Consider the following 24,422-nt stretch of genomic DNA (forward strand, 5'->3'; position numbering starts at 1 on the left):
CCAGAAAATCAGGGTGCTGTTGCCAGATGAGAGAACGGGAAACCGGTAGCAGACACAACACGGCGGAGCGTTTTCAACGTGGGATTACCTTTAGGTGAAAGCGTTCGATAAAGTGTTTCCCGGGAAACACCCGCTCGCTCTGCCACCAGACTCATTCCACCTCTGGCCTCAACCACATGACGCAACGCCGCCAGGAAGGCCTGCTGCCCTCCCTCGTCATCGATATCAGCAAAGGCCTGATGCAGATAGTGTTGCGCAAATTCCGGGTCTTCACGGAGAAGCTGCACCATCGCATCGTCATGTAAACGGGATTTAGTCATCAGGTCACCTCATCAAATAGTCGTTCAGGCACACAATCGCCTGGTCTATATCTGCATTTTGGGTTTTTTTATCCCCGCCCAATAGCAGCAGTACAATCTCATGTCCAACCAGGCTGTAATACACCCTGTATCCCGGCCCCTGATCAATACGCAGTTCCCAGACGCCCTCCCGGCAGGGCTTATGGTCGCCAAAGTTACCGGATGCCATCCTGTTCACGCGTGACGCGATTTTTGCCTTGGCTATCGGGTCACGAATGTCTTTTAAAAACTCCATGAATACATCACGTTCATCTGCCGTGAGGTAATGCCTGATCGTAGTCATCGCTATTTTGTATTTTATAGGCTACAGAGCTATATTGTACTGTAAAAGCTACAGGAGTAAATCATGATCATAAATATTCCTGTTTTTAGCATCAGCGTCATTTAGCGTTTCGCGGCCTAGTCAGTCTTTTCATGAGGCGTTGCATTTTTAACGGTTCTTACGGTCGAGGGTTCCCGCTCAATCGAACGAAATCACCCGTTAAGCTTAAATCGCTTAACGTAGGACCATTTCCGCATTTCACGCTAACCCCCTATATAACGTAAGCCGTCCGGGCGCTATGTCGTGTTTCCGCATTGAGCCAGGCGAGCTGTTTCATCCCTCCGGGTTTCCATCGCTGGCATAACAGCATTTCACCACTACGGCATAAGGGGCGCTAAGTCCGGGTATGCTCGCCGTCATTTTCTCCTGTGAGCCTTTCTTCTTCATATCAGCTTCCGGTAATCGTTCCCCGTCACATCCTGGTCAGCAAGGTAATGCATAGCCGCTTCGCGCCCTTGCTGACCAGAACGATTCCAGGGAGGCCGAACCGTCAGGCGATACGAAGACGAAATTCACACTGACGGAGAAACAACCATGACTATGAACCTGCATACCCAGACAAGCGCCCCTAATCCCGCACCGGCGACCAGCGTATCCCCGCTGGAGCAGTCAGGCTCCTCAAAAACGAAATTTTCTAAGGGCAAGGCCAAACCAGATGTTTACCAGGTGGTGACTGACAGCATCATCGAAGCGTTAGAAATGGGTGTTAAACCGTGGGTGTGTCCGTGGAAGCGTGACGGAGCTGTGTCAGGTATTCCGTCAAACTTCACCACCGGCACAGCCTACAGCGGGATGAATATCATGCTGTTATGGTGCAGTGCTGCAAAGCAGGGATTTAATGATTCTCGCTGGTTAACCTACAAACAGGCTCAGGAGCAGGGCGCACAGGTTCGTAAAGGTGAGCACGGTACTACGGCCATCTTTTACAAGACGCTGGAAAAAGAAGCTGAGGATGGCGAAATCGAAAAAATCCCCATGCTGAAAACTTTTACCGTGTTTAATGTTGAGCAAATCGACGGGCTGGACATGAGTGCTGAAAATGGCGCCGAGATTGAACCACAGGCGGTAGGTGAGTTTGATCCGCTGCCGCAGGTTGAAGCATTGTTTCAGCGCACCGGCGCAAACATTACCGAACGTGGCCAACAGGCATTCTTTAAACCGATCACGGATGAAATCTGGTTGCCTGAACGTCATTTGTTTGCCGATGCCGCGAATTTTTACGCTACCGGCTTGCATGAACTGACCCACTGGAGCGGGGCGAATAGCCGTTTAAATCGTGAAATGAAAGGGAGATTCGGATCGGAAGGGTACGCCTTTGAAGAGTTGATCGCCGAACTTGGAAGCGCGTTCCTGATGGCTGATTTAGGCGTTGCGGGAGAGGTTCAGCACGAAAGCTATATTGCATCATGGCTAAAATCACTGAAAGACGATAAACGCTACATTTTTAAAGCGGCCAGTGCCGCATCTAAAGCGCATCGGTATTTGATGGACTGCTGAGGGAAACGGGAGAGAGCATTGCCCACATATCCACATGAGAGAAGCCAGTGAAGCGGGGAGGCCAACAAGCCGCCCCCGCGAACGGGAGCGCCTCTACCGGCGGGGCAAGCCGGTAGGGGGCGATTGTGGGTATGTGGACAATGCCGAGGGTAGGGCGTATGTGCTGGCTAAAATCCCCGACATTTAATAGGCCGGTGCTAAAACTTCGCTTTCTGCCCACAGGCGGTTAAATTCTTTCTCATACTGTGCCGCAATCTGCGGAACGCCTCTTAACACTACCTGATTACCCATGACCCTCAGCCAGCTTCAAGAGTCGATATGGCATCGGAGGGCTTGCCACGACTGCATGCCCCAATTCTACCAACATGCTATTGAGGTCAAAACGATGATTAAACCGGAAGCAGTATTCCGCAAGATGCCTTGGTAAATGCTTCGCTCCGAGCGTATGGCAACCGCGATTCTCACTATTCAAGCCAAATTAAATCTTTTTATGCGATACATACACGATTTCTACCTTCGTTTTTTGCATGATATAAAGCACTATCCGCTTCTAGTAGTAATGTTTCTTCAGTCTTTATATGTGAGGTATTATCTGAACAGGCAATACCAAAGCTCATGGTGACAGAAAAATTGCCTTCATTCCTTTCAAACTTTAGATCAGAAATTGCTTGACGGATACGCTCTATAATTAACAGAGCATCTGTGGCATTGGTTTCACCCAGTATAATTAAAAACTCCTCACCACCATAACGCCCAACACAATCATGACTCCTTAAGTGGTTAGTTAAACTTTTACTGACCTCCTTCAGCGCTGTATCACCAGCAACATGACCATATGTGTCGTTGACATGTTTGAAATGATCTATATCAGCAAGTATTACAGTAGTAGGCTGTTTTTTTCTTGTGTCTTTTTCGATGGTGTTTTTTAGGAATTCCATTATAGCGCCCCGATGAAAAACACCAGTAAGTGCATCCCGAGAAGACTGCTCTTTGAGTTGCGCCAATGCATTTACCAACTGATTGTTTATGTCATAGATGCGTTGATAAAGACGGCTTTTTTCGACTAAAAATGATATTTGCCTTGCAAGGTTAATAAATATTTTTTGGTGGGCATCAATGTATGTGTTTTTTTCTTTGCTAGAGAAGAAAATGAAACCGATAGGCTTACCATCTGCAATGAGCGGGCAGGTTAAACTTGATTGAATGCCTTCAGCAACTATTAATTTAGTTGATAATGAGTTAGGGTTTTCAGCTAAATATAGTTGCAGGTCGTTAAGAATGCGGGGTTGTTGCGAGGTTAGTATCCCCTCTAAACTACTACCACTTAAAAAAGCAGTATATCCATTTTTGATCATTACTTTTTCTGGGTAATTGCTTTTTGTCCAATGAGCGAAAACCCGCTCATAATCATCAGATATTAATGCGCAGCCGATCCTATCGTAAGGTATTATTTCATGAAATGTGTCATATATGCGATTTAAAACCTCATCAAGAACACTGCCTTTACTGATTTCAGTGGATATTTCTTGAATTTTATTAAACCCATCAAGTCGGGCATCAAGCCAGGCAGCCAACTGAACAAGATCAGATTCAAAATCGAGAATGGATTCTATGTTGGTATCCTTCGGGAAAGATAAGGAACATTTGCCTTGTTTAATTTTTTTTATGGCTTTTCTGTATGAAGCTAACCGTTGAACTGATAGTGTTACATCGTTCATATCTTGTCCTTATCGGTACTGCGTTGACTTTTTGTAGCATAACGTCTGTTTAATCGATGATGCGAATAATACCTTGAGATCGTGATCTCCATCTAGATCTCTATCGCAGCGTGACATAATGGGTCATCAAATCATCTTCGCCGACAGTAAATTCAGCAGCAAGCGCCATCAGACCCGTAAAGCGATTTTTGCCCCTTCATGATCCCAGAAAAAGATCGTGAATTTAATCAATTAGCTACCTGATTACCCATGACCCTCAGCCAGCTTCAAGAGCCGATATGGCATCGGAGGGCTTGCCACGACTGCATGCCCCAATTCTACCAACATGCTATTGAGGTCAAAACGATGATTAAACCGGAAGCAGTATTCCGCAAGATGCCTTGGTAAATGCTTCGCTCCGAGCGTATGGCAACTGCCCCGCAGCGAGTTTTTCACATTTCCTATCATCGTGTTTACCCAGTTGAATGCCGGATGATCCAGCCAGTCCAGGTTGCCCCCGGTGACAACTCCCAGGTGCTCACAATTGGCCTCCTTGACCGCTTTGAAACAGGCCAATCCATCGGATATCACCGCGCTACCACTGGCAATATGCCGTTTTGCCCAATCAGCAACGGACTTGGTTTTGAAACCATCGACCACCGTCATCCGCATCTTGATTGGATGTCCTTCCTTGTTCAGGGCCACTGCTGCCACAAACGGCGTCTTGCCTGCCGCGCCCCGACCCCGTTTGCCACCACGGCGCTCGCCACCCCAGTAGACATCATCGAGCTGAATGATGCCGCTGATGGGCTGCTTGTCATCGGACTCTTTCATGGCTTGCAGCAGCTTGTGCTTGAGCATCCAGGCGGTGTCATATTTGACGCCCAACTGGCGCTTTAGCTCCATCGCTGACAAGCCTGTTTTGGTTTGTGACAACAGGTGCATTGCCAGAAACCACTTGGTCAGTGGGAGCTTGGTGTTTGCGAAAATCGTGTTTCCAGTCAATGACATCTGGTGACGGCAGTGATTGCATTGCCACACACGTGGCCGCCTTCTCAGGCGACAACAGGTCTTGTTGGCACATTCAGGGCAGACAAAGCCGTTAGGAAAACGCCAAGTGAACAGCGCGTTTTCGCACTGAGCCTCAGTGCCATAGTCCTTGAGAAACTCAAACAGGCTGTAGCCTTTCTGGAATTGGATTTTGCTTTTGGCCATGATCTCGCACCTCGATAACTGTACGTAAGATCAGTATAGTTCGTGGTAACTGACTGCTAATCATGGGTAATCAGGTAACACTATGCTGTTTTCTGCGTTGCGGCTGTCTGCGCTGGCCGTGTAATTAAATGACCCTGTTTGTACTGTGCTGCCATCTGCGATCATCACTTTGTTGTGCATGATGGCGTAACGACTGTTAAGACGTACCGGAACATGATTATTTGTCAGGTAAGTGACCGCTGAATAACGGTCACCGTTCGCTTTCTTATCGGCGACAACCCGGACATTAACCCCTCTTTTTTTCGCGGCAATAATGGCCGTCGCGATGGGCTTACTGGTGAAGCTATACGCCTCAACATCAAGTGACGTTGAGGCGTCATTGACCACCGACAGAACATTTTGCAGTGCGGTATGTGACGGAGAAAAACCGACGCTGACGGTTGGGGCGGCAAAGGCCGGGAAAACAACCAGGAGAAGGGCAGGCAGAGTAATTTTAAGCATAAGTTGTTAACTCCAGGGCTTTGAGTTCATCCATTGTATAAAAGCGGAATACGTTACGGTGCTTCGCTTCCAGCGTGACATGTTGGCTGTTTTCGATAACCTGCTTTATCGTGTCGAACAGCAGCATTAATGCCCGTTTCTTTTGCTCATCCGGCACAATGTAGAACACGAAAAACCAGAGGTTTTCCGTTCGCGCTCTCAGGTGACTGGCGATAATTTGCTGATAGCGTGCTTTCGTTTTTAAGCTACGTTCCGTTTCAATGGCGATCCGTTTACCATTTGGCAGCGTGATTAATCCGTCAGGCCGGTGCTTCACCTTAAACTGATTTAAAAAGGTGTTACGGTCGCCGTTAATCCAGTCCGTCGCGCCTTTTTGTGCCAGCGTCAGGTGTACCAGTTGGTTATCCAGATGGTGATCGAGGCTCCAGCCTTTTAACTTTGCCGGTTCAAATCGGGCGGGGAAAATCTTGTCTTCGGGGCTGAGTACGACGGCGATCCCATCCTGGGTTATTCCCCACAGCGTGAGACTGCCAAGGCGAGAGACGAAAACATATTTTTGAATAAGTCCCATCCCTTCCAGTTTATCGAGCAGAAGGTAAAGCGGTTGATGTGCCTTATACCTAAAAAGTTGTTTTAGCGTGTCAAAATCGCTGTAGGTTTCCTCTTTCAAAAAATTAAGAAGCTGTGCCATTTTCTCACTGTTACGGCCTTTGCGTTCTTTATCACTACTTATCAACATGGCATTCCCTTATTCATCGAAATCAAAAGAGGACGTTTCAGCAACCGGTTCAAGAGGAACTATTTCGGCAGGTTTATTTTTCTCTGCCTCCACTAAAACGGGTGTTGTTTGCGCTGCGGGTGCGTCAGTAAAGTCGAGCGGCTTTTTAATCGAGATGGGTGTGATCGGCGTGACGTCATAAACCTGTAACGGCTGTTTTTTCACTTTCAAGGGTGAGATAAGGGAGGCTCGGGGTAATTCTGTGGCCGTGAAAATATAGCTAACGAACGGAGGCAGGTTTAACAGCATGTTGCTGTCGATATAAAAACGTTCCGCCTGCCGGATCGTGCGCTCGTCGTCTATAACTTCGGTCAGTACCCGATTGGTTTTTGCTTTGCGACTCTCATCGTCAACTAAAATCGTACCGGACATTTTCGCCACCCATAACGCGGTGTCAGGGTCTTGCAGTTTATACACCAGTTTAAATTTTGCGTTTTCCACTACGGCACCCACCACGGCGTCGCCGTTTAAATCGGCGGGGCAGTCGCGTAAATCGGCAACGGACTGGTGATCCATAATGATATGCACGCCTTTATCTCGGGCAGCGCCTAAACCCTCAAGTGCAGGCCGTGATAAATGGTATTTTAGTTCGGCCAGGTGAATAGCAATCGGGCGTGGCGTGGTATTGATTCGGTCGCGTAACTCAGCAAGCTGCATTAACCGAACTAAAATCATGCGTTGAGTTGCTATCACTTTACTGTTGCGCATTGAACCGATGATGTAACAGCAACCGCCGTCGTCAAAAATCTTTTTTAATGCTAACCCATCTGGGGCATTAATGGAGTTTAATAAAGCCAGCTCCTCTATTTTACCGAAGAATCCTTTAATCGTTTCGGCAATGCTCTGCACGAAATCGCTGTTGAATAAATCGCGGATCGTAGCAGTTGGGTTTTCGTTGATTAATTGTGCAGTAGCGCGTGCAGCTCTGCGGTCGTCGATACGATAGAAGTCGGCGGCTTCGCCTTTTTCTGCCAGGCTAAATCCAGCTATAAAAAGTTCTTCCAGGTGTTCAGCAGTAATTCCGTCGATAAGGTTTAGCTGATATTTCGGATTATTTAAATCAATAAGGTAGAAAGGCTTTCCTGCATCTTCACATGCTTTCCTTATTAAGTGAGGTGCCCATTCGTCATTTTTTGGATCCATTTCAAAAACGCCCTCACCGGCCAAAATACTTTGGTAAATAAGTAACCCTGTTGCTACGCCTTTACCTGCACCCGTCGTACCAATGACATCCGCATGTTGTTTTTGCCAGTCACTGAGCGGAATGTATTGCGGGTCTCTGTTTTCATTGAGGCCAATAAAAACGCCTTTTTTTAAATCAATAAATTGCTCGGGGTCATATTTTTCAGTTGTGGGAAGTAATGCTTTTATTTCCCGAACGTCAGTGCGCGTATTTCGCTCCAGGCTGGTTTTTTTAACCATTTTCCTTTTGAGTTTATCAATCTCTGGTGAGAGAATGCGGCGTGCAACGTAATGAAATATCACGCCGACCACAGTAAATGAAATCAATATCGCCCACAAAATTACTGGCGTACTTACTTCCAGTCTTGACGGGTATAGAAAGCGAAGTACGTAAGAGGTAGCTGGTGATATTGTGCCAAAAATAAAGCATAAGAATGAAAAGCAGATAATAACACGCTGCCATATTGGTGCTTTTTCGTGTTCATCCCGCTTTAGCGGGACAATAAAGGGTAGTGTCAGTCCTGATAACAAAGCTAACAATAGCTGATGCTGTTGCATATAGCCGAAGAACGCCGTGGCGTTATCGACTATGGGCATTATCTTCTCTGTGATTTTATTAAGCATGTATTAACCTTTGAATGGTTTCTTTCGGTGAGCTATCTCGGTGAATCCACTCGGTGACACGCTGTCACCGAGTGGATTCACCGAGTTGCATGGGGATCTGAGAGCGTTAAAACTGTGCCCGCAGGCGGGCATGCTGAGGGGGCTAGAGTCCCCTCAACAAAGGCATGTCCCATTACATGCGGGCTGGACGCCCTTATTTCATGAGACAAGGGGGTAATGTCGCGGCTGGACGCCACGCCAAAACCCCCAAAGGTCAAGTGCGGCAAACCGTCCACGCTACGCGTGACCACCCCCCTTACGAAGTGATTTTGACCTCTATTTTTTCGCCTTCGTCTCAAAATATCGGAAATCACTACTCGTAACGGGGGTGGTCACGCGCAAAGTCGTATTATTCTCGTTCCTCGAATAATGCTCCTAAGCTTGGACGGTTTGCGGGGCGATGCCCCCCAAATAAAGCGCTATCGTGGGCGATAGCTTTTTGCTCGCTGGGGCGGCAAAATTTATTCGGCTCCCCCCAACTAACTCGGTTCACTGGGGGTGAACGCTCGTTAGTGGTTTCGGCGACGCCAAATTAACAATTTTTTCAAAATTGAATTTAGCTGCCTCAATCCACTTCCCGTTAACAATTCATTCTGAATTGAACGATAAGTTAAAACCATCGTTAGCAATTTTTCAAAATTGAACGATTAAAACAAATAACGTCACATTTCCTCTTTGCGGATTTTGTTTAATATAGTATTTGTTTATATGAGTCGTATTCTTTTATGTGTGGATGTAGTGTGGAGGCGATTTCTATAAACTTATCCCGTTCATCATTATTCAGGCTATCAGCGAATTTATGTATTTCCTCGGAAAGAAACTGGTCGTATAAAGTATCGTGTAAACCACAGCGTCGCCCTGCGCTATATTCCATTCTTGAAATAACAGACTCTGCTATATATACAGCATCTTTAATTGTGGGGTGTTTTATCCTGGTTTTCATTTTTGATTTCCTCTGCAATTAAAAAATCATCCAACGTTGCACCTGAGTTTAACCGTTCCTGAATTGATCGTGGCACCCGGCCAACACCAGACCATTTTTTAATGGCGTCACCGTCTCTGTACTGATATTTCATCCGGCGGCGTGATCTTGTTTTTATCGCCGCTACGGTTATTAATTCCTCGGGTGAAAAACCCTCGCTGACAATCAGTGCTAACAATTCGCTGCGCTTTTCGTTGCGTAATTGAATAGCTTCTTGTTCTTTTTCCTGCTGCGCTGCCCACTCACTGATATGTATATCCAGCTTGTTTTGCAGGTCGATTAATAGTCCGTAGTCACAACGTTTAATAAACTGCTTCATGTTGCGGCCAGAGGATAGATAGGTGTAAACATCCTGATATTTAATGTCTGACATAATGAAAGTTACCTAAGTTAATGGAGTGTGGCGGCATTACGCTGCCATATAGGTGAAAGGCTTATTTACGTGGGGGAAACTCAAACGCCGTTTGTCCGGTGGCTTTGTCTTTTAGCACCACGAACGCCGAGAACGGTTTACCCGCTTTGCTGGTAAAGCCTTTTATCTCTGCGCTTTTGCCCTTGCTGATGATCGTTTCAACCTGATTTTTGGTCAGGTTTTTACCCGCCATTGTTGGCCAGATTTTAAAGTCGCACTGAGTACAGCGGAATATTTTAGGGGTCACAATGATGCTGCTGCCGCAGGATGGGCAGGGCGCGTTTAATCGCTCAAACTGGCTCTTTTCACTTTTTTCTTTATCGCTGGCCGTCACGTTGACTGCGCTGACATCGACGTGTTGAAGCTGCTCTGCAATAAATATTTCCAGCTCGTCTAAAAACGCATCGCAGGTCATTTTCCCCTTTTCGATCTGCTGTTGCTGCTCGTGCCAGAGTGCGGTCATATCGGGTTCGGTAGCGATGGAGGGCAGGGCATGAATAAAGCTGATGCCTAATTCCGTGGGGATAAGCTTCTTTTTTTCCACGGTATAAAAGTTGCGGTTCAGTAAGGTTTTTAACATTTCGGCGCGGGTTGCCGGTGTGCCGATCCCGCCATTTTCCCCCTCAGTGTCTTTGTCCCGGCTGACTAATAAAGCTTTAATACGCGGGTCTTTCACATATTTTGCCACGCGCTGTAAATCACGTAACAGCGTGGCTTCTGTATAAAGTGGCAGTGGTTTGGTTTTCTCCGCTTTGACGGTGACGGTTTTACAGGTTCCGGCATCGTTCACGCTTAGCGCCGTTAATACGGAAAATAAGCCATCGCCATTATCTTTCCCTGGCTCACTCTCGCCGTCGCCGCTTTCAGCGTCGCTGTCGCTCTCTTGTAAAAGCGCCGTCCAGCCCATCCCGGTTGTTTTCCTGGCACTGGCCGTGAAGGTGTTGCCCGCTGCGCAAAAAATGACGCTGGCCGCCAGATACGTTTTTTCCGGTAAGAATTGAGCCAGGTACTGCGTGGCAATCGCGGTGTATACCGCGCGTTCGTCCTGGCTCATTTTTGCTGTGTCGGGCGCGGTGCCGGTCGGGATAATCGCGGTATGCGCTCCGACTTTACCTTCATTAAAGGCACGGCTTTTTCTGTTGCTGTCGAGGTCGGCCAGAACTTGCGCGGGAAATGTGCCGCTTAATGCTGCACTCACCGCCGCGATAGTCTGAGGCGCATCATTAAACTGTTCGTTATTCAGGTATCGACAATCTGAGCGGTTATAGGTGATCGCCTTAAAGTTATCGCGCAGCGATTGCGTCACGGCCAGCGTTTTTTCAGCGGGCAGACCGTGCTCACGGCTCATGTGAACCTGCAAATCTAACAGCGAGAAGGGCAGCGGTGCCGGTGATGTTTTCGGTTCGGTCTGTGCCTGTGTCACCGTGGCGGGTTGGTGCTGTGTAGTACTGGCAATATTATCAGCGTAGTGCTTATCGATAATGCGTTTTTTATCGTCCGTAGGGGCCTCGTCTGGTACGGAAAATCTCGCCGGTATCTCTCCTCCGTCGCAACGGGTCAGGTCCACGCCGTTAATCATAAAACCGGCGCTGACAGCGTAATAAAACGCTGCCGCATGGTTTTTGAAGGCTTCATAACGGTGAACGATCAGACCCAGTATAGGCGTTTGTACCCGACCAACCGATAACACATCTTTGCCGCCTTTTTTACGGGCGGCGAGGGTGTAACCACGGGTCATATTGAAGCCAAAGAGTTGATCGCCAACGCTTCTCGCTAATGCGCTTTGGGATAATCCGTAAAACTCGTTGTTGTCGCGTAATTGCGTCAGCGCCTGTCGCGCTTTCTCCGTGTTCAGGTCATTGATGAGGACGCGCTTCACCGGTTTTTTCGTGCCGGTGTACGTCAAAATTTCATCAATTAAAAGCTGGCCTTCGGCGTCGGGATCGCCAGCGTGAACAATCTCACTCGCCTTTTCAATCAACGCCGCCACCGTTTTAAACTGACCTGCGGTGCGCTCAATCGGCTGGTAGCGGTGCGGGCGTAGTTTCAGCGGTAAATCAGCCTCGTTCCATTTTTCATAAGCGGGATTATGACTTTCAGGCTTGACCAGCTCGAGCAGGTGGCCTGATCCCCACGTCACCACGTCGGTGCCACATTCGATATAACCGCCACGGTTTACACCGTTGCCCAGGGCAAGGGCGATCACTTCACCCAATCCTTTCTTTTCTGCGATAAAAAGTCTCATGATTACCCCCTGATCCGCCCGAATTGGCTGATGATCTTGGCTATAGCTGCCGGGTCTGCGGCTTTGCATTCCCCCAAAAGCGCTTTACGCATGTTTGATGTTTTCGATGGGTCAAATCGGCCTTTCTTTTTAAACGCGTTAATACTGAAAAAGGATTTTTCGGCACTGCTGCATTCACTGCCGCCGCTATTACCGGTTACTTTGCCGAACATACACAGGACGACCTCGCACGGGTCAGCAGCAAATGAAGGCGCAGAAAAGCCAGCGGTCAGGCACAGCAGTGCCGCCGCGATTGCGGTTTTTTTCATAACGTTTTATTCCTTGAGGTGGTTTTGAGACAAACAAAAGACGGCTAACGCCCTCTGGTTGTTCAACGCCGGAAAAACAGATTGAAAATCTGTCTCACCGCCGTTATCGGGAAAAATAAATGTCGGTGGTGTTGCAGGTCAGGCAGTGAGTTTTTGGAAGATAAGAGATAAGCCCTTGTGTACCGTGTTGTCTCAACCAGGCTTTAGCAGCAAAGAACGCGGTCGCATCCGGCGCAGAGACGGCAACGTGTGGGGAATGAGCAACGGCATACCAGACATCAGGCGTCCAAATCTGCCCTTCATCCTGAAAATCGGTGATCACTCTCGACCACTGCCCGGACACGACCGGCGACGGTGTAACAACCGTGTTTTCCTGCCATAAAGGCAATGTGCCGTTGGTCGGCGAAAGAGGCTTATCCCACTCGACGGCTGCCGGTTCGGGCGGGGATGAACAGCCCGCGAGTACCAGCAATGCACTGAGTACAACCAGGGGTTTAAAATGTTTCATTCCTGAAATTCTCCATCACACCGGCGCGATGCACCGGCTTAAAGTAAATATCACCCATGCGGCGAATATCGCCGCTCACGTCAATGCTGGCGATGACATCAATGCTGTTCAATACCTTACGCAGCAGTACCGAATAGGGGATGTTCTGGCATTCCATGTTTTGATAACAGCGTTCCGCCAGCCCGTTAATGGCCTCTTCCGGGCTACCGGCGTGCAGAGAAGTGATCAGCCCTTCATGCCCCGAGCCGATGATTTTCAAACAGTCCCAGGCTTCACCTCCACGCACCTCGGCCAGTAAAATACGGTCAGGGTTCATGCGGTAGTTAGCCCTGACCAGGCTGGCCGGGGTCACAATGGCTTTTCCCCCCGCATCGGCGGGGTAAAAAAGATGTACATAATTTTCATGGCCATAAAAGCGCGTCTCCGGGTTGTCTTCGATAGTCACCAGTCGCAGGTTGACGGGGATATACCCGATCATCGTTTTCAGGTAGGTTGTTTTCCCCGACCCCGTACCGCCCACGATGATGATGGTCTTGCCATATTCGACACACTTCTCCATAAAAGCGGGAATAGCTCCGGCATTGTATAAACGTAAAAGTTCGTCATCATGGCTTGCTGTTTTCTCCTTACCCGTGACCCGGTCGTAAAAGCCGCCGTCGATATAGGACTGGTGGGGAATTTGTATCAGGGAAGGCTTGCGGATAGTGATCGACACCGTATCTCGCTCACAAGCCGGAGGCATCACCACCTGGCAACGTTCGCCAGATTCGAGCGTGGCGGACAGCACCGGCGACGTATCATCAATATGGTCGCCCTGATAGTTGGCAAGCGCGGTGGCAAACGTCTGACACTGTGCCAGCGTGAGCGGAACGGGGTGTTTTTGCCACACCCCGCGAATTTTGGTAAACAGCTCTCCGGGACGGTTTACCGCGATTTCGGTCAGGCCATCGAGGTGAAGAAAATCCCCGAACATGCGTTGTTTATGCTGGTCGAGTGAAATGTTACTGACGCCCATAATGCCCTCCTTATTTGAGTTTCAGGCTGTAGACGCCTGAAAAATCGATGTCTGAACCGGTCATGATGCCGATGATATCGCCCTGATTTTTGTAGATGGTTGGCGGGATATTGATGCTGTTATCCAGCGCCGTTTTTGCCATTTCAGCGGCGGCAGCGCGTGAATTTTCCGTGTAATCGGTATTGCGGTCTTTCGACGGGGCGGAACTTGCCGCCGCTGCGGCTACGTCCTGCACGGTACTTAGCATCATTGCGTTGCCGAAACGCTCCCAGAAATGCGTGTCGATCCAGCCATCAATACCGGCCTCGCCGAGCTGGCCCACGACCTGAGAATCAACCATCGGGATTTTTAGCCTGTCCGGGGTTCTGAGTTCCGTCCACATCACGAACATCCTCGCCTGGCCGTGATTGAGTGTGCCGGTCTTGTAGACGCCACGGGCGCGGGTGCCTGCTGGTATCAGCCGTACATGGGTGCTTTCACTGTAAACGTCCTCAGATATCAGGCAGGAAATACGCCCGGCAACGTCGGACACAAAGCGGGTTTGAAGCGTACAGGGAATATAGGTATCGACCGGAATATACAAATCCGGGTCAAGCCGCATACGTTGTACGCCGGTTACGGTGGAAACTGCCGGTGCCACACCAGGTGATGCCTCCGCCCCGACAGGACAGGCCAGCTTTCCGCTGGCATCCATGACCAGCGGCACCGTGCAAGGTGTATAAGGTTGCGCGGTCGCGGGAGATACGCTGTGCTCTGTGGTACTGCGTTCAGCCGTGCGCGAAACTGTGGCGGTTTGGCCGCTGCTTTGCGTGCTGGCCATCGCCGCCAGTGCCATAGACTTGTTAAATGAGACGGGCGGAGCGGCGGCACGAGGAAGGTTTGTTGTGGTATCGGTCGAAGCTGTGTCCTGCAACCCCAGCGGGTTTTCAGCCATTCCCATGCCCTGACGTTTCCGTCCGTAACTGACATCATCCGGTGCCGTTTTTGCCTGTTCAGCCTTGGGGGCTGGGGCGCTCATGAAATGGTTATAAGCCCAGTCACCCATCCAGGCTAATACGATAAGCGCCGCTAAAAGCAGTATTCCCAGCGTCATAAGACGATTTTTACCGCGCTTTTTGAGGCTGTTTACCTCGGGTTGGTCGGGTTTAACGTCCTCCACCGGCGCAGACTCTTTACGCTGTGCCTGCGCCCGTTCGCGTGCTTCAACTTCCAGCTCGGCCACCGTTTTTTCTCTCTCGGATGAAGGGTTTTCGCTCCCATCGAGAGGCGTTGGGTTTTGCGTATCCGTCATGGTTTTTCCTCCAGTTTAACCGCCGGTGAAACGGTGCTGCCGTTGCTGACCGTTGCCAGACCAAATCCCTGATTAACAATGCCCACCACGGCGTCGCCGTAGCGTAAGACCAGCTTTGGAGCCAGCGAGTGAACGACCATCACGCGATAGTTTCCCTGTTGCGAGAACGACGGGATGGTCGTTTGTTCTTTGCCGTTGACGAGCAGGAAGGGACTCGGGATCTTTTTCAGCGGTGAAAAGCCCAGGTAAGTGAAGCGGCCATCGTCATAGGCAAAGTCCGGCATAGCCATTTCACTGCCCTGCTTCACACGCTGCGCATAGTTCCAGTTTCGCGGTGTAGTGGCGGCATTAAACGCTTTGGCGATGCGGCTTTTTTCCTGCGCCTCCGTCAGCTCCTTTTGCCGCGCCTTCACGGCTTCCATGCTGGCCTTACGGCTGGCCTCGGGATAATTCCAGGTCACAACAAACGCCAGACTGCTTGCCGGTGCGCCTTCATCGAGTACGTTAAGTTCCAGGCTGTAGAAGTGTGCCGACGTGGTGACAAACAGGTTGGTTTTCCAGTCTTTCGACTCGGGTAAAAATGCCTGCTGGGCGGTTGAGCCGTCCGCATCCGTCACCGGCTGCGTGATGGGGGCGGGGCGAATATAGACGCGGTTCGCCTCCTTTGTTACCGCCCATCCTTTAATGAAGCCGACTTCGGTACTGATCACCGCTTCATCATCGGCAAAAACTAACGTGGTGACGTAACCGGCGCGGGTGTTGATCACCGTGCTGTTTTGCACGTTGTACGCCACCTGCTGCATACGGCTGTCGTACCGGCTACCCTGTGGGGTTGCGGCTCCCCACGCCGATGAGCAGAGCATCAAAGTGAGAATGACGAATAGATTACGCATTATTCTTTCCTCAGTTCTTTGTCACGCTGGTAACTGGTGACGATGAAGCCCAGCGGATTACTCTCACGCTGTGCGTCGGTCAGCGCCTTGTGTGGCACATAGTGGTATGTCAGACGAACGTTCCAGAATTCGACGCGCGTCGCGCCGTCTACAACGTGTCGGATGGTTTTTTTCAGTCGGAGGGTTGCCAGCATATCGGGCGCGGTAGCCTGGCTGATGATGTTGGAAATGACCTCAGTTTCCACCACGTTAGCCGCGTTCTGATAAACCTTGTCGGGGGCATCCTGTCCGGCGAACCAGGCAAGATAGTCCGCGTTGACCTGTCCGCTGTTAAAGAGCTGCACCGTGTCGTAATTGCTTTGCAGGGCGAAATAGTTGTATCCCTCCCGGAGCGTGGCGTAATTGGCGGCGAAGGCTTTAGCCATTGCCTCCTCGGTAGAAATGTCTGTTTCTTTCACTCGGGTGACGTATTCCGCCCGCCCGCTGTGGCTGTCTACGGTGTAAAGCTCGACTTCCGTGTGTTTTAGCGGAAGCATGACAATGACGGCCACAACGGAAAGTAAGGCAAATACCGTGGCGACGGCGGCGATAACAAAGGCGAGTTTTTTAGCCCGCGCATCGCGTGTCAGCATCACTTTTTCAAACGACTGCGAGGTATTCAGCGTTTTTTGTAATTCAGACATTATTCACCTCCTGCATAACGGAAGCGGAATTAACGGGTTGAAGGTCGCCGGAAACATCCGGCGGGAAATGGCTTTGCTGTGCGCAGCCCGCAAGGGTGCACAACATCATAAATATGATGAAGCGTTTCATGGTTTAGGTTCCTGAAAGGATTAAAAAGTAATGAGTCTTGCGATGGGAACAGGTGTGGCGGGATATCTGCTAATTTTGGGCTTTCATTTTCTCCACTGCGGCTTTTGCCGATGCTTTGGCATTACTGGCCGATGAGCCTTTGAGGTTATTCGCTGCCTTATCGCCAATACTGCCTAAAGCATTCCCCACGGGCTTTCCTACGGTACTTGCGGCTTTTTTCGCTGCGCCGCCGCCTGCCATTAGCCCCATTTTAGCCGCGCCCTGTACCACACCCTGTACGCTAGCCCCTGCCAGTGAACCGGCAATTTTTGCCGATAACCAGACCACGAACCCGGCACCGATACCTGCGAGACAGCTTTGTGCCGCCAGCGTCACGATGTTGTTTACATCAGCTCCGCTACTTGCTTTATCCAGTACACTACTTAAATACTGAATCGCAATCCGTAGAGATAAAGCCGAGAACATGAGCGTTAGGATCGCGGTAAAAATTACCTGGAGCCAGTTATTGAACATCGGGCGGAGAAAACCGTATATCAGGCAAAAAATAAATATGGGTGCCGTCGTTGTCATTAACAACAACATTATTTCAGCTCCCATATTCACAATAGTGGCAATAACCAAAGTCACTATTGTCCCCCCCCAGACCAATAGCTCTGCAATGCCGCCATTGAGTTGCACGTAAGTGGAATCATCGAGGTTAAAAAGTTTCTCCCCTAATATTTGTGCTTTACCCCAAAGGGTATCCAATAAAACCCAAACATTTTCACTTCCGCTTAGTCCGTCTTTTAAACCATTAATGGCGGCAACAGACGCGTCCAGATAACCATCAGCATTAGTGACAAATGCCAGGATGATCCCCATCCGCGCCAAATCCCACGCTACGTCCTCTACCGGGGTATGCAGCTTACCCGCCAGTGTCTGATAACCACGCCAAAGAATGTACAGAGTGGCAGAGCCGGTAACTAGCCCTGCCATCATTGTTGAATACAGGGACATTTGCCCCTGTATAACACTATTCAAACCATTCATTACCGCGGCATCCATTCCTGTGAAAATGCCTTCGCTACTCATGATTTGTTATTCTCCGGGGTTATTTTACTTTGCATGTACTCCATTTGGATTTTTTTTATTCCTGCTGCAATGTCAGGTTCATTGATAGATCTCTTTTTTGCATTCACTACAGGAATGCATCGCTCACTGCTGAATGTTTTGGTTTTCAAACAATCGGCATAGTCTTTTAGTAATTCGTCATGATGAGCCATATACCACTCCTCAGTTTTCTTTTCTTCACAACCACCTAAAGCAAAAAGGCTTAAAACAAGCAGGGAAGATAAAATAGTGCGGGTATTAATCGTCATATGAAAAATCCTTGTCATAAGTTGTTTAAATCAGCTACCGGCGCACTCAGTTGTTGCTGTCGGTGGGCTTTTTGTCGCTGCGATGTCAGCATTTGATCACGCAGTTCCGACTGTTTCACGCTCATTTCCCACTGCGTGGTCAGCGCGTTTAACTGTACACTTTTTGACGTTATGGTGTTCGCCAAATCCTGTGACTCTTTAGCGTCTTGCGACATTTCTATACGACTTACAAGGGTGGAAATATCACTCACTGTACTGTTGATCTTCTCCTGTACCGCAGTGGTATCTTCGACGGCCACCGCCCGGTTAATGACGATTTGTTTACAGGTATCAGCATAGCTTTGGGTCTGCGTAGCATCACAGGTGTCAAACATCTTGTACTTGCTGTACAGGCCGTTTAGCGCACTGCTGTATGACCCGCCGGAGTTCGTCAGCAGGTCGTTGAGTGAAATGCCGTTTTTTTGCAGGTTTTTAAGGTCATTAGACAGCCCCTTAGCCTGACTCAAAAAGTCCTGTACGTTGCGTACGCCGGTCGCGGTCGCCAGTTGCGATTTGTAGGCATTAAGCTGGGATTTATACTGTTCCACCGTTTTAAGCCAGTTTTGGGCGTCGGTCGCGTATTGAATCTGACGTAACGGATCAGCATCAACCATGACAGGAATACCGGCATAGGCTGTCAGTGATGGACACAGCAAAGCCCCCGCAAGACAGGCGGCAGACAGAGTTTTCAGTTTCATGTTATTTCCTTTCAGAGTGCGAGTTGCAGGTAGCGTTCCAGCCAGTCGTCCGGCTTCATGCCGTCCTGAAACACAGAGTCAAAAATTTCGAGGTTGTCAGCGCTGCTACTTAACACTTTTGTATAAGTACCAAGCCCGGACAGGTCAAGGGTGACGAGTGCCGCAAAGTTGCGTAAGTCACCTTTTTTCAGAGGACTTTTCACTATCACGAACTGGCGTGACAGCGGATCGAGGTTCTTGATGATATCGAAGATTTCCGGGGCGACTTTCAGGCCGTCAACATAGTCTTTGCGGTCAGCCTTCGGGTTTGCCGTAAAGATTTGCGTGCCGCACTGCTCCACCACGGCAGGAGATATCGGGTTAATCAGTATTTCAGCCGGTGATTGTGTGCCAGGAATAAACACGCCATTCAGTTTGCGGATGACTTTCAGCACGTTAAAGGCGAAATCAGAAAAGACCGGGTCGTTGAGCCATTTCCAGAATTCATCCATGAAGATCACCAGGCGTCGCCCGTCGAGCAAGCTGGTGACGCGATACAGCAGGTAAAACGAAATCGGCGCACACACGTCGGCATCGTCCAAAAATTCCGTGCCATCGATGCCGAAATTGTCGCATTCGCCAATATCAAAGGTGTCCAGGTCATTATCGAAAACCCAGCCGTATTCGCCACCCTGCGCCCACTGTGACAACCTGACGCGTAACCCGTTTTCCTGCGCTTCCTTCGTTGGCGGCTCGGTAAGGTTCTCCAACAGCCGGGTAATACCAAACCCACGGTGTTCAGCCGGTAGCTCCTTCATGACCGCATCCACTGCCTGACTAAGACGCAGCTCGTCGCGCGGGAACAAGGTTTGTCCGTTGCGGGTGCAGAGTATGCGCATCAGCTTCTTGATGAAGTTCAGATTGCGTTTGGTCGGTGGAAGCCGGAAGGGATTCCAGCCGGTAGGCTCACCGCTTTTCACCTTATAATACTGGCCACCCAACGCCCTTACGTTGAGTTCTGCCCCCCTGTCCTTATCAAAATAAACGGTAGTAAGACGCTGCGTTTTAGCCTGCGGCGAAAAACTCCGGGGTTGCCGATATTTCTGCATCATGACCTGAATGAATGCCATCAGCATTGTTTTGCCCGAACCGGCGGTGCCGATAACGCTGGTATTGCCTAGATTTTTCTCGTTGAAATCATCCTTATTGAGCATTGAGTTGTGCAGGTTCATGTAATACGCCCCGCCCGATGGGGTTTTGAGAACGCAAAGCGCTTCACCCCAGGGGTTCTTATCCCGTTTCCCCGTATAGAAGTTATGGAATGACGCCAGTTCTGCAAAATTCTGGCTGCTGATGGGGACAAGTCGCGGCCTTAGCGTGTACACCCCCGGCATTTGTGCCAGGTAGGCAGCGGGCAGCGACAACGTGGAGAGCGTCGGGGTGATACCCAGATCGGTGAAGGCGTTGATCAGGCTGTTTGTATCTTTAATCAGCCGTTCTGTACCGGGTGCCGATACCATCAGGGAAAAATGATATTTACCAAAGGCAATGTGTCCGGCCTGCAACATGTCCAGGGCAACAAATAAGTCTTCCTGCTGCGAAATGGCATCATCTTCCGTGCTGCGTAAACGCTTGGCCGTCTGCTTGATGTGCTTTTGCGCTTCATCTTTCGCCATACAGGTAAAAGACTGGGTGATCACATAGTCACACGGGGCATACAGCAACACGTTCATTATCCCGGTGAAGGATTCCGGCGCGTAGTCTTTCACTTCCAGCCCACGGAAGAAGGTCTTTCCGTTTACGTTATTGCTTTGCCCGGCATCGCCGGTGAAAAACAGGTCGGTTGTGCCGAGCGTTTCATAAAATGGCGTGCGCGTAACGGCTGTTTTCTGCCAGACGCCGCTTAACAGCCGCCGATAGAAAGACAGTTGCGACGAAAACACGCGGCCATTTTCTTCATACGCCCCGAGTTGGTTCGCGGTGAAACGCGACAGGGACGTGCCGACCGTCTGGCAGATCTCCAACATCTCTTTTAATGCACTGTCTAACGCATGTTGCTTCTGTCCGTCGGACATCCGTTTGCGCTCGACCTTATCCAGTCCGACAAAGGGCATATAACAGGCGGTGAAGAACAGGCGATTATGGCGGAAAGGATGGTTTTCAATCGTCGAGTAGTACCGTTCGCTGACCGTATCGGCAAAATCGTTACCCGAATGCCCGTCAAAGTGATCGTGGTACGTTTCACGGATATTGTGAACGTAAAACGTCACCGGTCGCCCTTCAAAGGACTTAATCAGGTTATTAAACTGACCAGACAGTATGTCGAGATTTTCTTCCGTATCACATTCAAACGCCGTTCCGCCAATTTCCCACGTTGCGATCAGGTCGCTACCTCGGGTTTTAATGACGTTTTCATGAATGTGCGACGAATACGGAATGTGCTTGGTGAGCGTGACCCGTTCGTTAAGTCGCATAGTGTTGATGAACTCCGTGATGTCTACGGCGTCGTAGTCGTTCGCCAGGAACGCCGTTGCGCCGTAGTGGGTGTTGCACGTCTTATTGCCCCGCGTTTTCAGTTTTAAAAAGGCTAATCCGAAAATGTGGGCATCCTTTCGAGCCATCTGGTTCATGACAAACCAGCTTACCGGCAGGAACAGCAACAAAAGTTTAGTGAGGTATATCGCCAGCAGGATAATTGCCCCACTGACGATAACTAACGGCACCATCGGAATGCCAAACAGCATAGCGGGGCGCGTCAGGGCTTTATTCAGCGTGACCATTTCCGCCCCTTAGCTCATCAACAGAGCGCCGATTTCTGCACCGCTGGCAATAAGAATGCCGCCAATGATGATCCCTTTACAGTCGTGAAGGCTTTTGCCGTCCCATAACACTTTGTAACCCACCCAGATAACAGCGATGGTAATGGTGACGATGGCCAGACCGGTGAGGCCAGACGAGATTTTTTCCAGCAACGTTTCGGCTTTGGCGAACCCGTCCGCGAATGCCGGTGAGGACATAGCAGCAGAGGCCGCGACAGCAGCAAGGTGAGCAGGAGCGTTTTTGATAGAGCGTAAAATTTTCATGATATTTCCTTATTTAGATGTAGTGACTACAAACTCCCCCCGCACAACCTGTGACGGGAAAGAAACGGGTGTAGCCTGGTTAGGTGACGCTTGCGCGCCGGAGGTGATGAGATCGCCGCGTACAATACCTTTGGGGTAACGTATCTGCGGCGTGGGTGCTGCATTGCCTGGTGTGGCGTTTTGCTTTTCTTGATCGGCCTTGCTGGAAGGCACGACATATTTTTGCGCGGGTTTGTAACCCATCCGCTGTACATAGCTGGTTTTGGAAAATGCGGCTTCGGGCTTCTGGCCGGTATCAAAGTTGCCGGAGTAATAGCAACTCAGCGCCCTTTTCAGGGTGCCGCCCCGGAGGTAGCAGTCAGTGATGATTTTTTCGAAGACGGTCAGGTTGGTGCAGGGATTAAACAGTTGTTTTGCAGTGACACCGTAACGGGAAAAATTAGCCTGGTTGATTTGCATCAGACCAACTGAGTAATTTTTACCTTTCGCCTTGAGCTGGTCGATATGATCAAGAGCGTCATTTATGTTGCTGGGGAAAAGCCCTTTTTTCTGGCCGACAACCCCGATAGCAAAGGGATTCAAGCCAGATTCGACCCTAGCTACATCATGCGATGTATCCGGGTGAATGGTTGGGGCGCATTGCATGGCCAGAGTCAGAAGCACGGCGGATGAAATCATTTCTCCTCCTATTAGATGGTTTATTCCTCTTCAGCGGGGGGAGCCTTCTGCAACTGGTTAAGCAGTGAGGCATGGCCTTTTTTGGTGAATTCATCAATCAGGTAGTGAAGGAATGTTGTTGTCTTGATATTGGTGTTGGATAAATAACTGATTTCACGAGCATGTTTTGCTAACAGTTGGTAACGCTGTTGTCCGATATAAATCACCGACGTACTCGTTGGCTCGCCCAACTTCTTTTTCGGCATGGGGATGGTTACTCCTATTAAAAAGACACCGCAGGGTATCGCCCGCAGTGCTGGTATGTATAAAAAATGAGGTCGGGTTTAAGGGTTAGACGATTGCAGCAGGTGTGAAAAAGCAACCTGCCGTTGTTCTATCGACTTGATAAGCGAGATTTCCTGAATTTTTAGCAGCAAAGTGGACGAGATATTACGGCACTCAATAGCTTGATCGTCATTGTTCAACGCAATCAGCCGAGCGCATTCAATCGCTGATATCACTTTCTGGGGAACGGTGCAGGCATCGGAACCGAAGCGAATGAAGCCGACAGCCCCAGGGATAGACGAAATTGTTGAGGTGTGGATTTTATTGATATCAAAAGAGAGGAACAAATAATTAGGGAACAACACTTTTTCCTCGATCCGAACCGAATTGCAGTCGGTTCGGTGAGAGACTCTTACATAGCGAGGGCAAAAAACACTAACCCCTAATCCATTGACTCTTTTAGTGATTTTACCAACATCCTGAGCCTTGCAGTACAGCACATACCATAAGTTCATGTTCCCATCCTTGTGGGCACAAGCCCCCATTTTCCGCCGTGCTAGCTTGGCGGAAACTAGAACGAGCGTACTCATAAACATGATAAAACAACTGTATATAAATACAGTAATGTTATTATATTCAGTTGTTTTGGTGTGTCAATCTAAAGAGTCTTAGAGATTACATTACTTTATGATACAAAATCAACCATGATTCGTATTGTGGACATTGATATCGAATGCGCCTTGTAAGATTAGACTCCCAAAAAGGGGGTGAACATGGTGCCGAAAAGATTGCGAGAAGCGCGAGAGGCTGCGGGGATATCGCAAGAAAAATTATCTCAACTTATTGATATAGATGGTAAAAACTCAAGATCGAGGTTGTCGAGTTACGAAGTCGGAAGGACGGAACCCCCTTTTAGCTTGGTAGTTAAAATCGCAAGACTGCTGGATTATCCTGAGTATTATTTTTATACAGTGGATGACGATATGGCTAAGAATATGCTTGAGGTGCATCGTAATAGGGTTAACCCAGAAGAAAACCTTCAATACTATACTTTGGAGGAAAATAAAAAATTACGTAAACAGAATGAAGAAGCCAGAAAATTATTAAAACAACTAAACGAGTGCTTGAAAGACTAGCCAGCACAGCTCGCCGCAGCCTTTGATTGAGGCGGAGCGCAGCCATAGGCGAGCACTGAACACTCAAAGCGAGGAAGCGGAATTTTCACTGAATTAACAAAGAAATGCGTTCACTCTGAATCTACATAGACAAGAGAAAACACCTGTTGATATTCACAATATTAATAATGTTTAGACTCAATATCTCTATGAATTGATTAGGTAAATTAGATATGTTCTTTGCGGGATCTTTTGGTGGGGGAATTGATCGTTGCTTCACTACGTGGTAATTTACCTGCGTTTACAAGTATTCATACGGGTGGGACGTTCCCGGTAATAGCGTCTAGGGAAAGGGTGATAGGGGCAAAAGCCACACCCTGAATGCAAAAACCCCCTGAAATCCCAACTCGAACTTGGCGGAACGAAGGATATTCAGGGGGTCGAAAGCAGGCGCGGCGCCTGAAAAGGATTATAGCAAATGCGTAACCTAACACAACCCCCCCACACCGCCATAAGTGCTGGCGGGT

Annotated in this window: 26 protein-coding genes and 1 pseudogene; 2 read left to right on the top strand and 25 right to left on the bottom strand. The window is 49.2% G+C overall.

Going from position 1 to position 24,422, the window contains the following annotated elements; all coding sequences use genetic code 11:
• Positions 1-8: 8 nt before the first annotated feature.
• Positions 9-320, bottom strand: a complete 312-nt coding sequence (locus tag IB214_RS25555) for an addiction module antidote protein (RefSeq protein ID WP_050110594.1) — start codon at positions 318-320, stop codon at positions 9-11.
• A 4-nt stretch (positions 321-324) separates the two neighbouring features.
• The gene (locus IB214_RS25560; protein WP_050110592.1) at positions 325-642 is read right to left on the bottom strand and encodes a type II toxin-antitoxin system RelE/ParE family toxin; all 318 of its coding nucleotides are present in this window, start codon (positions 640-642) and stop codon (positions 325-327) included.
• A 573-nt stretch (positions 643-1,215) separates the two neighbouring features.
• Between IB214_RS25560 and IB214_RS25565 the strand changes: the two genes are divergently transcribed.
• Positions 1,216-2,178 carry a zincin-like metallopeptidase domain-containing protein gene (locus IB214_RS25565; protein WP_117343845.1) on the top strand — a complete coding sequence of 321 codons (963 nt, stop codon included), beginning with the start codon at positions 1,216-1,218 and terminating at the stop codon, positions 2,176-2,178.
• A gap of 283 nt (positions 2,179-2,461) precedes the next feature.
• Here the strand turns inward: IB214_RS25565 and IB214_RS25570 are convergent.
• The 23 genes and pseudogenes from IB214_RS25570 to IB214_RS25680 all read right to left on the bottom strand — a co-directional run.
• Positions 2,462-2,629 (bottom strand): annotated as a pseudogene (locus IB214_RS25570) (IS1595 family transposase); the annotation flags it as partial.
• A 37-nt stretch (positions 2,630-2,666) separates the two neighbouring features.
• Complete coding sequence (locus tag IB214_RS25575; RefSeq protein WP_117343846.1) at positions 2,667-3,896, bottom strand: sensor domain-containing diguanylate cyclase; 1,230 nt, start codon at positions 3,894-3,896, stop codon at positions 2,667-2,669.
• Positions 3,897-4,139: 243 nt separating this feature from the next.
• Positions 4,140-5,090 carry an IS1595-like element ISKpn3 family transposase gene (locus tag IB214_RS25580; protein ID WP_043851557.1) on the bottom strand — a complete coding sequence of 317 codons (951 nt, stop codon included), beginning with the start codon at positions 5,088-5,090 and terminating at the stop codon, positions 4,140-4,142.
• A gap of 60 nt (positions 5,091-5,150) precedes the next feature.
• Positions 5,151-5,591, bottom strand: a complete 441-nt coding sequence (locus IB214_RS25585; protein ID WP_117343847.1) for a phospholipase D family protein — start codon at positions 5,589-5,591, stop codon at positions 5,151-5,153.
• Positions 5,584-6,330: a MobC family replication-relaxation protein gene (gene mobC, locus IB214_RS25590; protein ID WP_070134284.1), complete on the bottom strand. Its 747-nt coding sequence runs from the start codon at positions 6,328-6,330 to the stop codon at positions 5,584-5,586. Before mobC ends, IB214_RS25585 begins: the two co-directional genes overlap by 8 nt.
• A gap of 9 nt (positions 6,331-6,339) precedes the next feature.
• Complete coding sequence (locus IB214_RS25595) at positions 6,340-8,175, bottom strand: TraM recognition domain-containing protein (RefSeq protein WP_117343848.1); 1,836 nt, start codon at positions 8,173-8,175, stop codon at positions 6,340-6,342.
• Positions 8,176-8,902: 727 nt separating this feature from the next.
• Complete coding sequence (locus tag IB214_RS25600; protein ID WP_135953085.1) at positions 8,903-9,157, bottom strand: hypothetical protein; 255 nt, start codon at positions 9,155-9,157, stop codon at positions 8,903-8,905.
• The gene (locus tag IB214_RS25605) at positions 9,126-9,569 is read right to left on the bottom strand and encodes an H-NS family nucleoid-associated regulatory protein (protein ID WP_117343850.1); all 444 of its coding nucleotides are present in this window, start codon (positions 9,567-9,569) and stop codon (positions 9,126-9,128) included. The genes IB214_RS25600 and IB214_RS25605 overlap by 32 nt, the downstream gene beginning before the upstream one ends.
• 61 nt (positions 9,570-9,630) lie before the next feature.
• Positions 9,631-11,853 (bottom strand): type IA DNA topoisomerase, encoded by a 2,223-nt coding sequence (locus IB214_RS25610; protein ID WP_117343851.1) that lies wholly within the window; start codon positions 11,851-11,853, stop codon positions 9,631-9,633.
• Positions 11,854-11,855: 2 nt separating this feature from the next.
• Positions 11,856-12,161 carry a conjugal transfer protein gene (locus tag IB214_RS25615; RefSeq protein ID WP_117343852.1) on the bottom strand — a complete coding sequence of 102 codons (306 nt, stop codon included), beginning with the start codon at positions 12,159-12,161 and terminating at the stop codon, positions 11,856-11,858.
• 103 nt (positions 12,162-12,264) lie between these two features.
• The gene (locus tag IB214_RS25620) at positions 12,265-12,669 is read right to left on the bottom strand and encodes a cag pathogenicity island Cag12 family protein (RefSeq protein WP_117343853.1); all 405 of its coding nucleotides are present in this window, start codon (positions 12,667-12,669) and stop codon (positions 12,265-12,267) included.
• On the bottom strand, positions 12,656-13,684 hold the full coding sequence (gene virB11, locus IB214_RS25625; protein WP_117343854.1) for a P-type DNA transfer ATPase VirB11: 1,029 nt from the start codon (positions 13,682-13,684) through the stop codon (positions 12,656-12,658). The genes IB214_RS25620 and virB11 overlap by 14 nt, the downstream gene beginning before the upstream one ends.
• Before the next feature lie 10 nt (positions 13,685-13,694).
• The gene (virB10, locus tag IB214_RS25630; protein WP_040118347.1) at positions 13,695-14,975 is read right to left on the bottom strand and encodes a VirB10/TraB/TrbI family type IV secretion system protein; all 1,281 of its coding nucleotides are present in this window, start codon (positions 14,973-14,975) and stop codon (positions 13,695-13,697) included.
• Entirely contained in the window at positions 14,972-15,868 is an 897-nt protein-coding gene (virB9, locus tag IB214_RS25635) for a P-type conjugative transfer protein VirB9 (protein WP_117343855.1), read from the bottom strand. The genes virB10 and virB9 overlap by 4 nt, the downstream gene beginning before the upstream one ends.
• The gene (locus IB214_RS25640) at positions 15,868-16,551 is read right to left on the bottom strand and encodes a type IV secretion system protein (protein ID WP_117343856.1); all 684 of its coding nucleotides are present in this window, start codon (positions 16,549-16,551) and stop codon (positions 15,868-15,870) included. Before IB214_RS25640 ends, virB9 begins: the two co-directional genes overlap by 1 nt.
• 199 nt (positions 16,552-16,750) lie before the next feature.
• Positions 16,751-17,752, bottom strand: a complete 1,002-nt coding sequence (locus IB214_RS25645) for a type IV secretion system protein (protein WP_040118344.1) — start codon at positions 17,750-17,752, stop codon at positions 16,751-16,753.
• Positions 17,749-18,039, bottom strand: coding sequence for an EexN family lipoprotein (locus IB214_RS25650; RefSeq protein WP_117343857.1), 291 nt, complete (start codon positions 18,037-18,039; stop codon positions 17,749-17,751). Before IB214_RS25650 ends, IB214_RS25645 begins: the two co-directional genes overlap by 4 nt.
• Before the next feature lie 14 nt (positions 18,040-18,053).
• Positions 18,054-18,776, bottom strand: coding sequence for a type IV secretion system protein (locus tag IB214_RS25655; RefSeq protein ID WP_050296633.1), 723 nt, complete (start codon positions 18,774-18,776; stop codon positions 18,054-18,056).
• Between the two features lie 11 nt (positions 18,777-18,787).
• Positions 18,788-21,535: a VirB3 family type IV secretion system protein gene (locus tag IB214_RS25660; protein WP_032490875.1), complete on the bottom strand. Its 2,748-nt coding sequence runs from the start codon at positions 21,533-21,535 to the stop codon at positions 18,788-18,790.
• A gap of 9 nt (positions 21,536-21,544) precedes the next feature.
• Positions 21,545-21,838, bottom strand: coding sequence for a TrbC/VirB2 family protein (locus IB214_RS25665; RefSeq protein WP_032490874.1), 294 nt, complete (start codon positions 21,836-21,838; stop codon positions 21,545-21,547).
• 9 nt (positions 21,839-21,847) lie between these two features.
• A complete protein-coding gene (locus tag IB214_RS25670; protein WP_032490873.1) occupies positions 21,848-22,516 on the bottom strand; it encodes a lytic transglycosylase domain-containing protein in 669 nt (222 codons plus the stop codon).
• A 20-nt stretch (positions 22,517-22,536) separates the two neighbouring features.
• A complete protein-coding gene (locus IB214_RS25675) occupies positions 22,537-22,761 on the bottom strand; it encodes a hypothetical protein (RefSeq protein WP_008815931.1) in 225 nt (74 codons plus the stop codon).
• Positions 22,762-22,839: 78 nt separating this feature from the next.
• Positions 22,840-23,295 carry a transcription termination/antitermination NusG family protein gene (locus tag IB214_RS25680; RefSeq protein WP_016361119.1) on the bottom strand — a complete coding sequence of 152 codons (456 nt, stop codon included), beginning with the start codon at positions 23,293-23,295 and terminating at the stop codon, positions 22,840-22,842.
• A gap of 258 nt (positions 23,296-23,553) precedes the next feature.
• Between IB214_RS25680 and IB214_RS25685 the strand changes: the two genes are divergently transcribed.
• Positions 23,554-23,916, top strand: coding sequence for a helix-turn-helix transcriptional regulator (locus tag IB214_RS25685; protein ID WP_008815933.1), 363 nt, complete (start codon positions 23,554-23,556; stop codon positions 23,914-23,916).
• The last annotated feature ends 506 nt before the right edge of the window (positions 23,917-24,422 follow it).

Source organism: Citrobacter sp. C1 (assembly GCF_014596895.2).
Taxonomy (GTDB): Bacteria; Pseudomonadota; Gammaproteobacteria; order Enterobacterales; family Enterobacteriaceae; genus Citrobacter; species Citrobacter gillenii.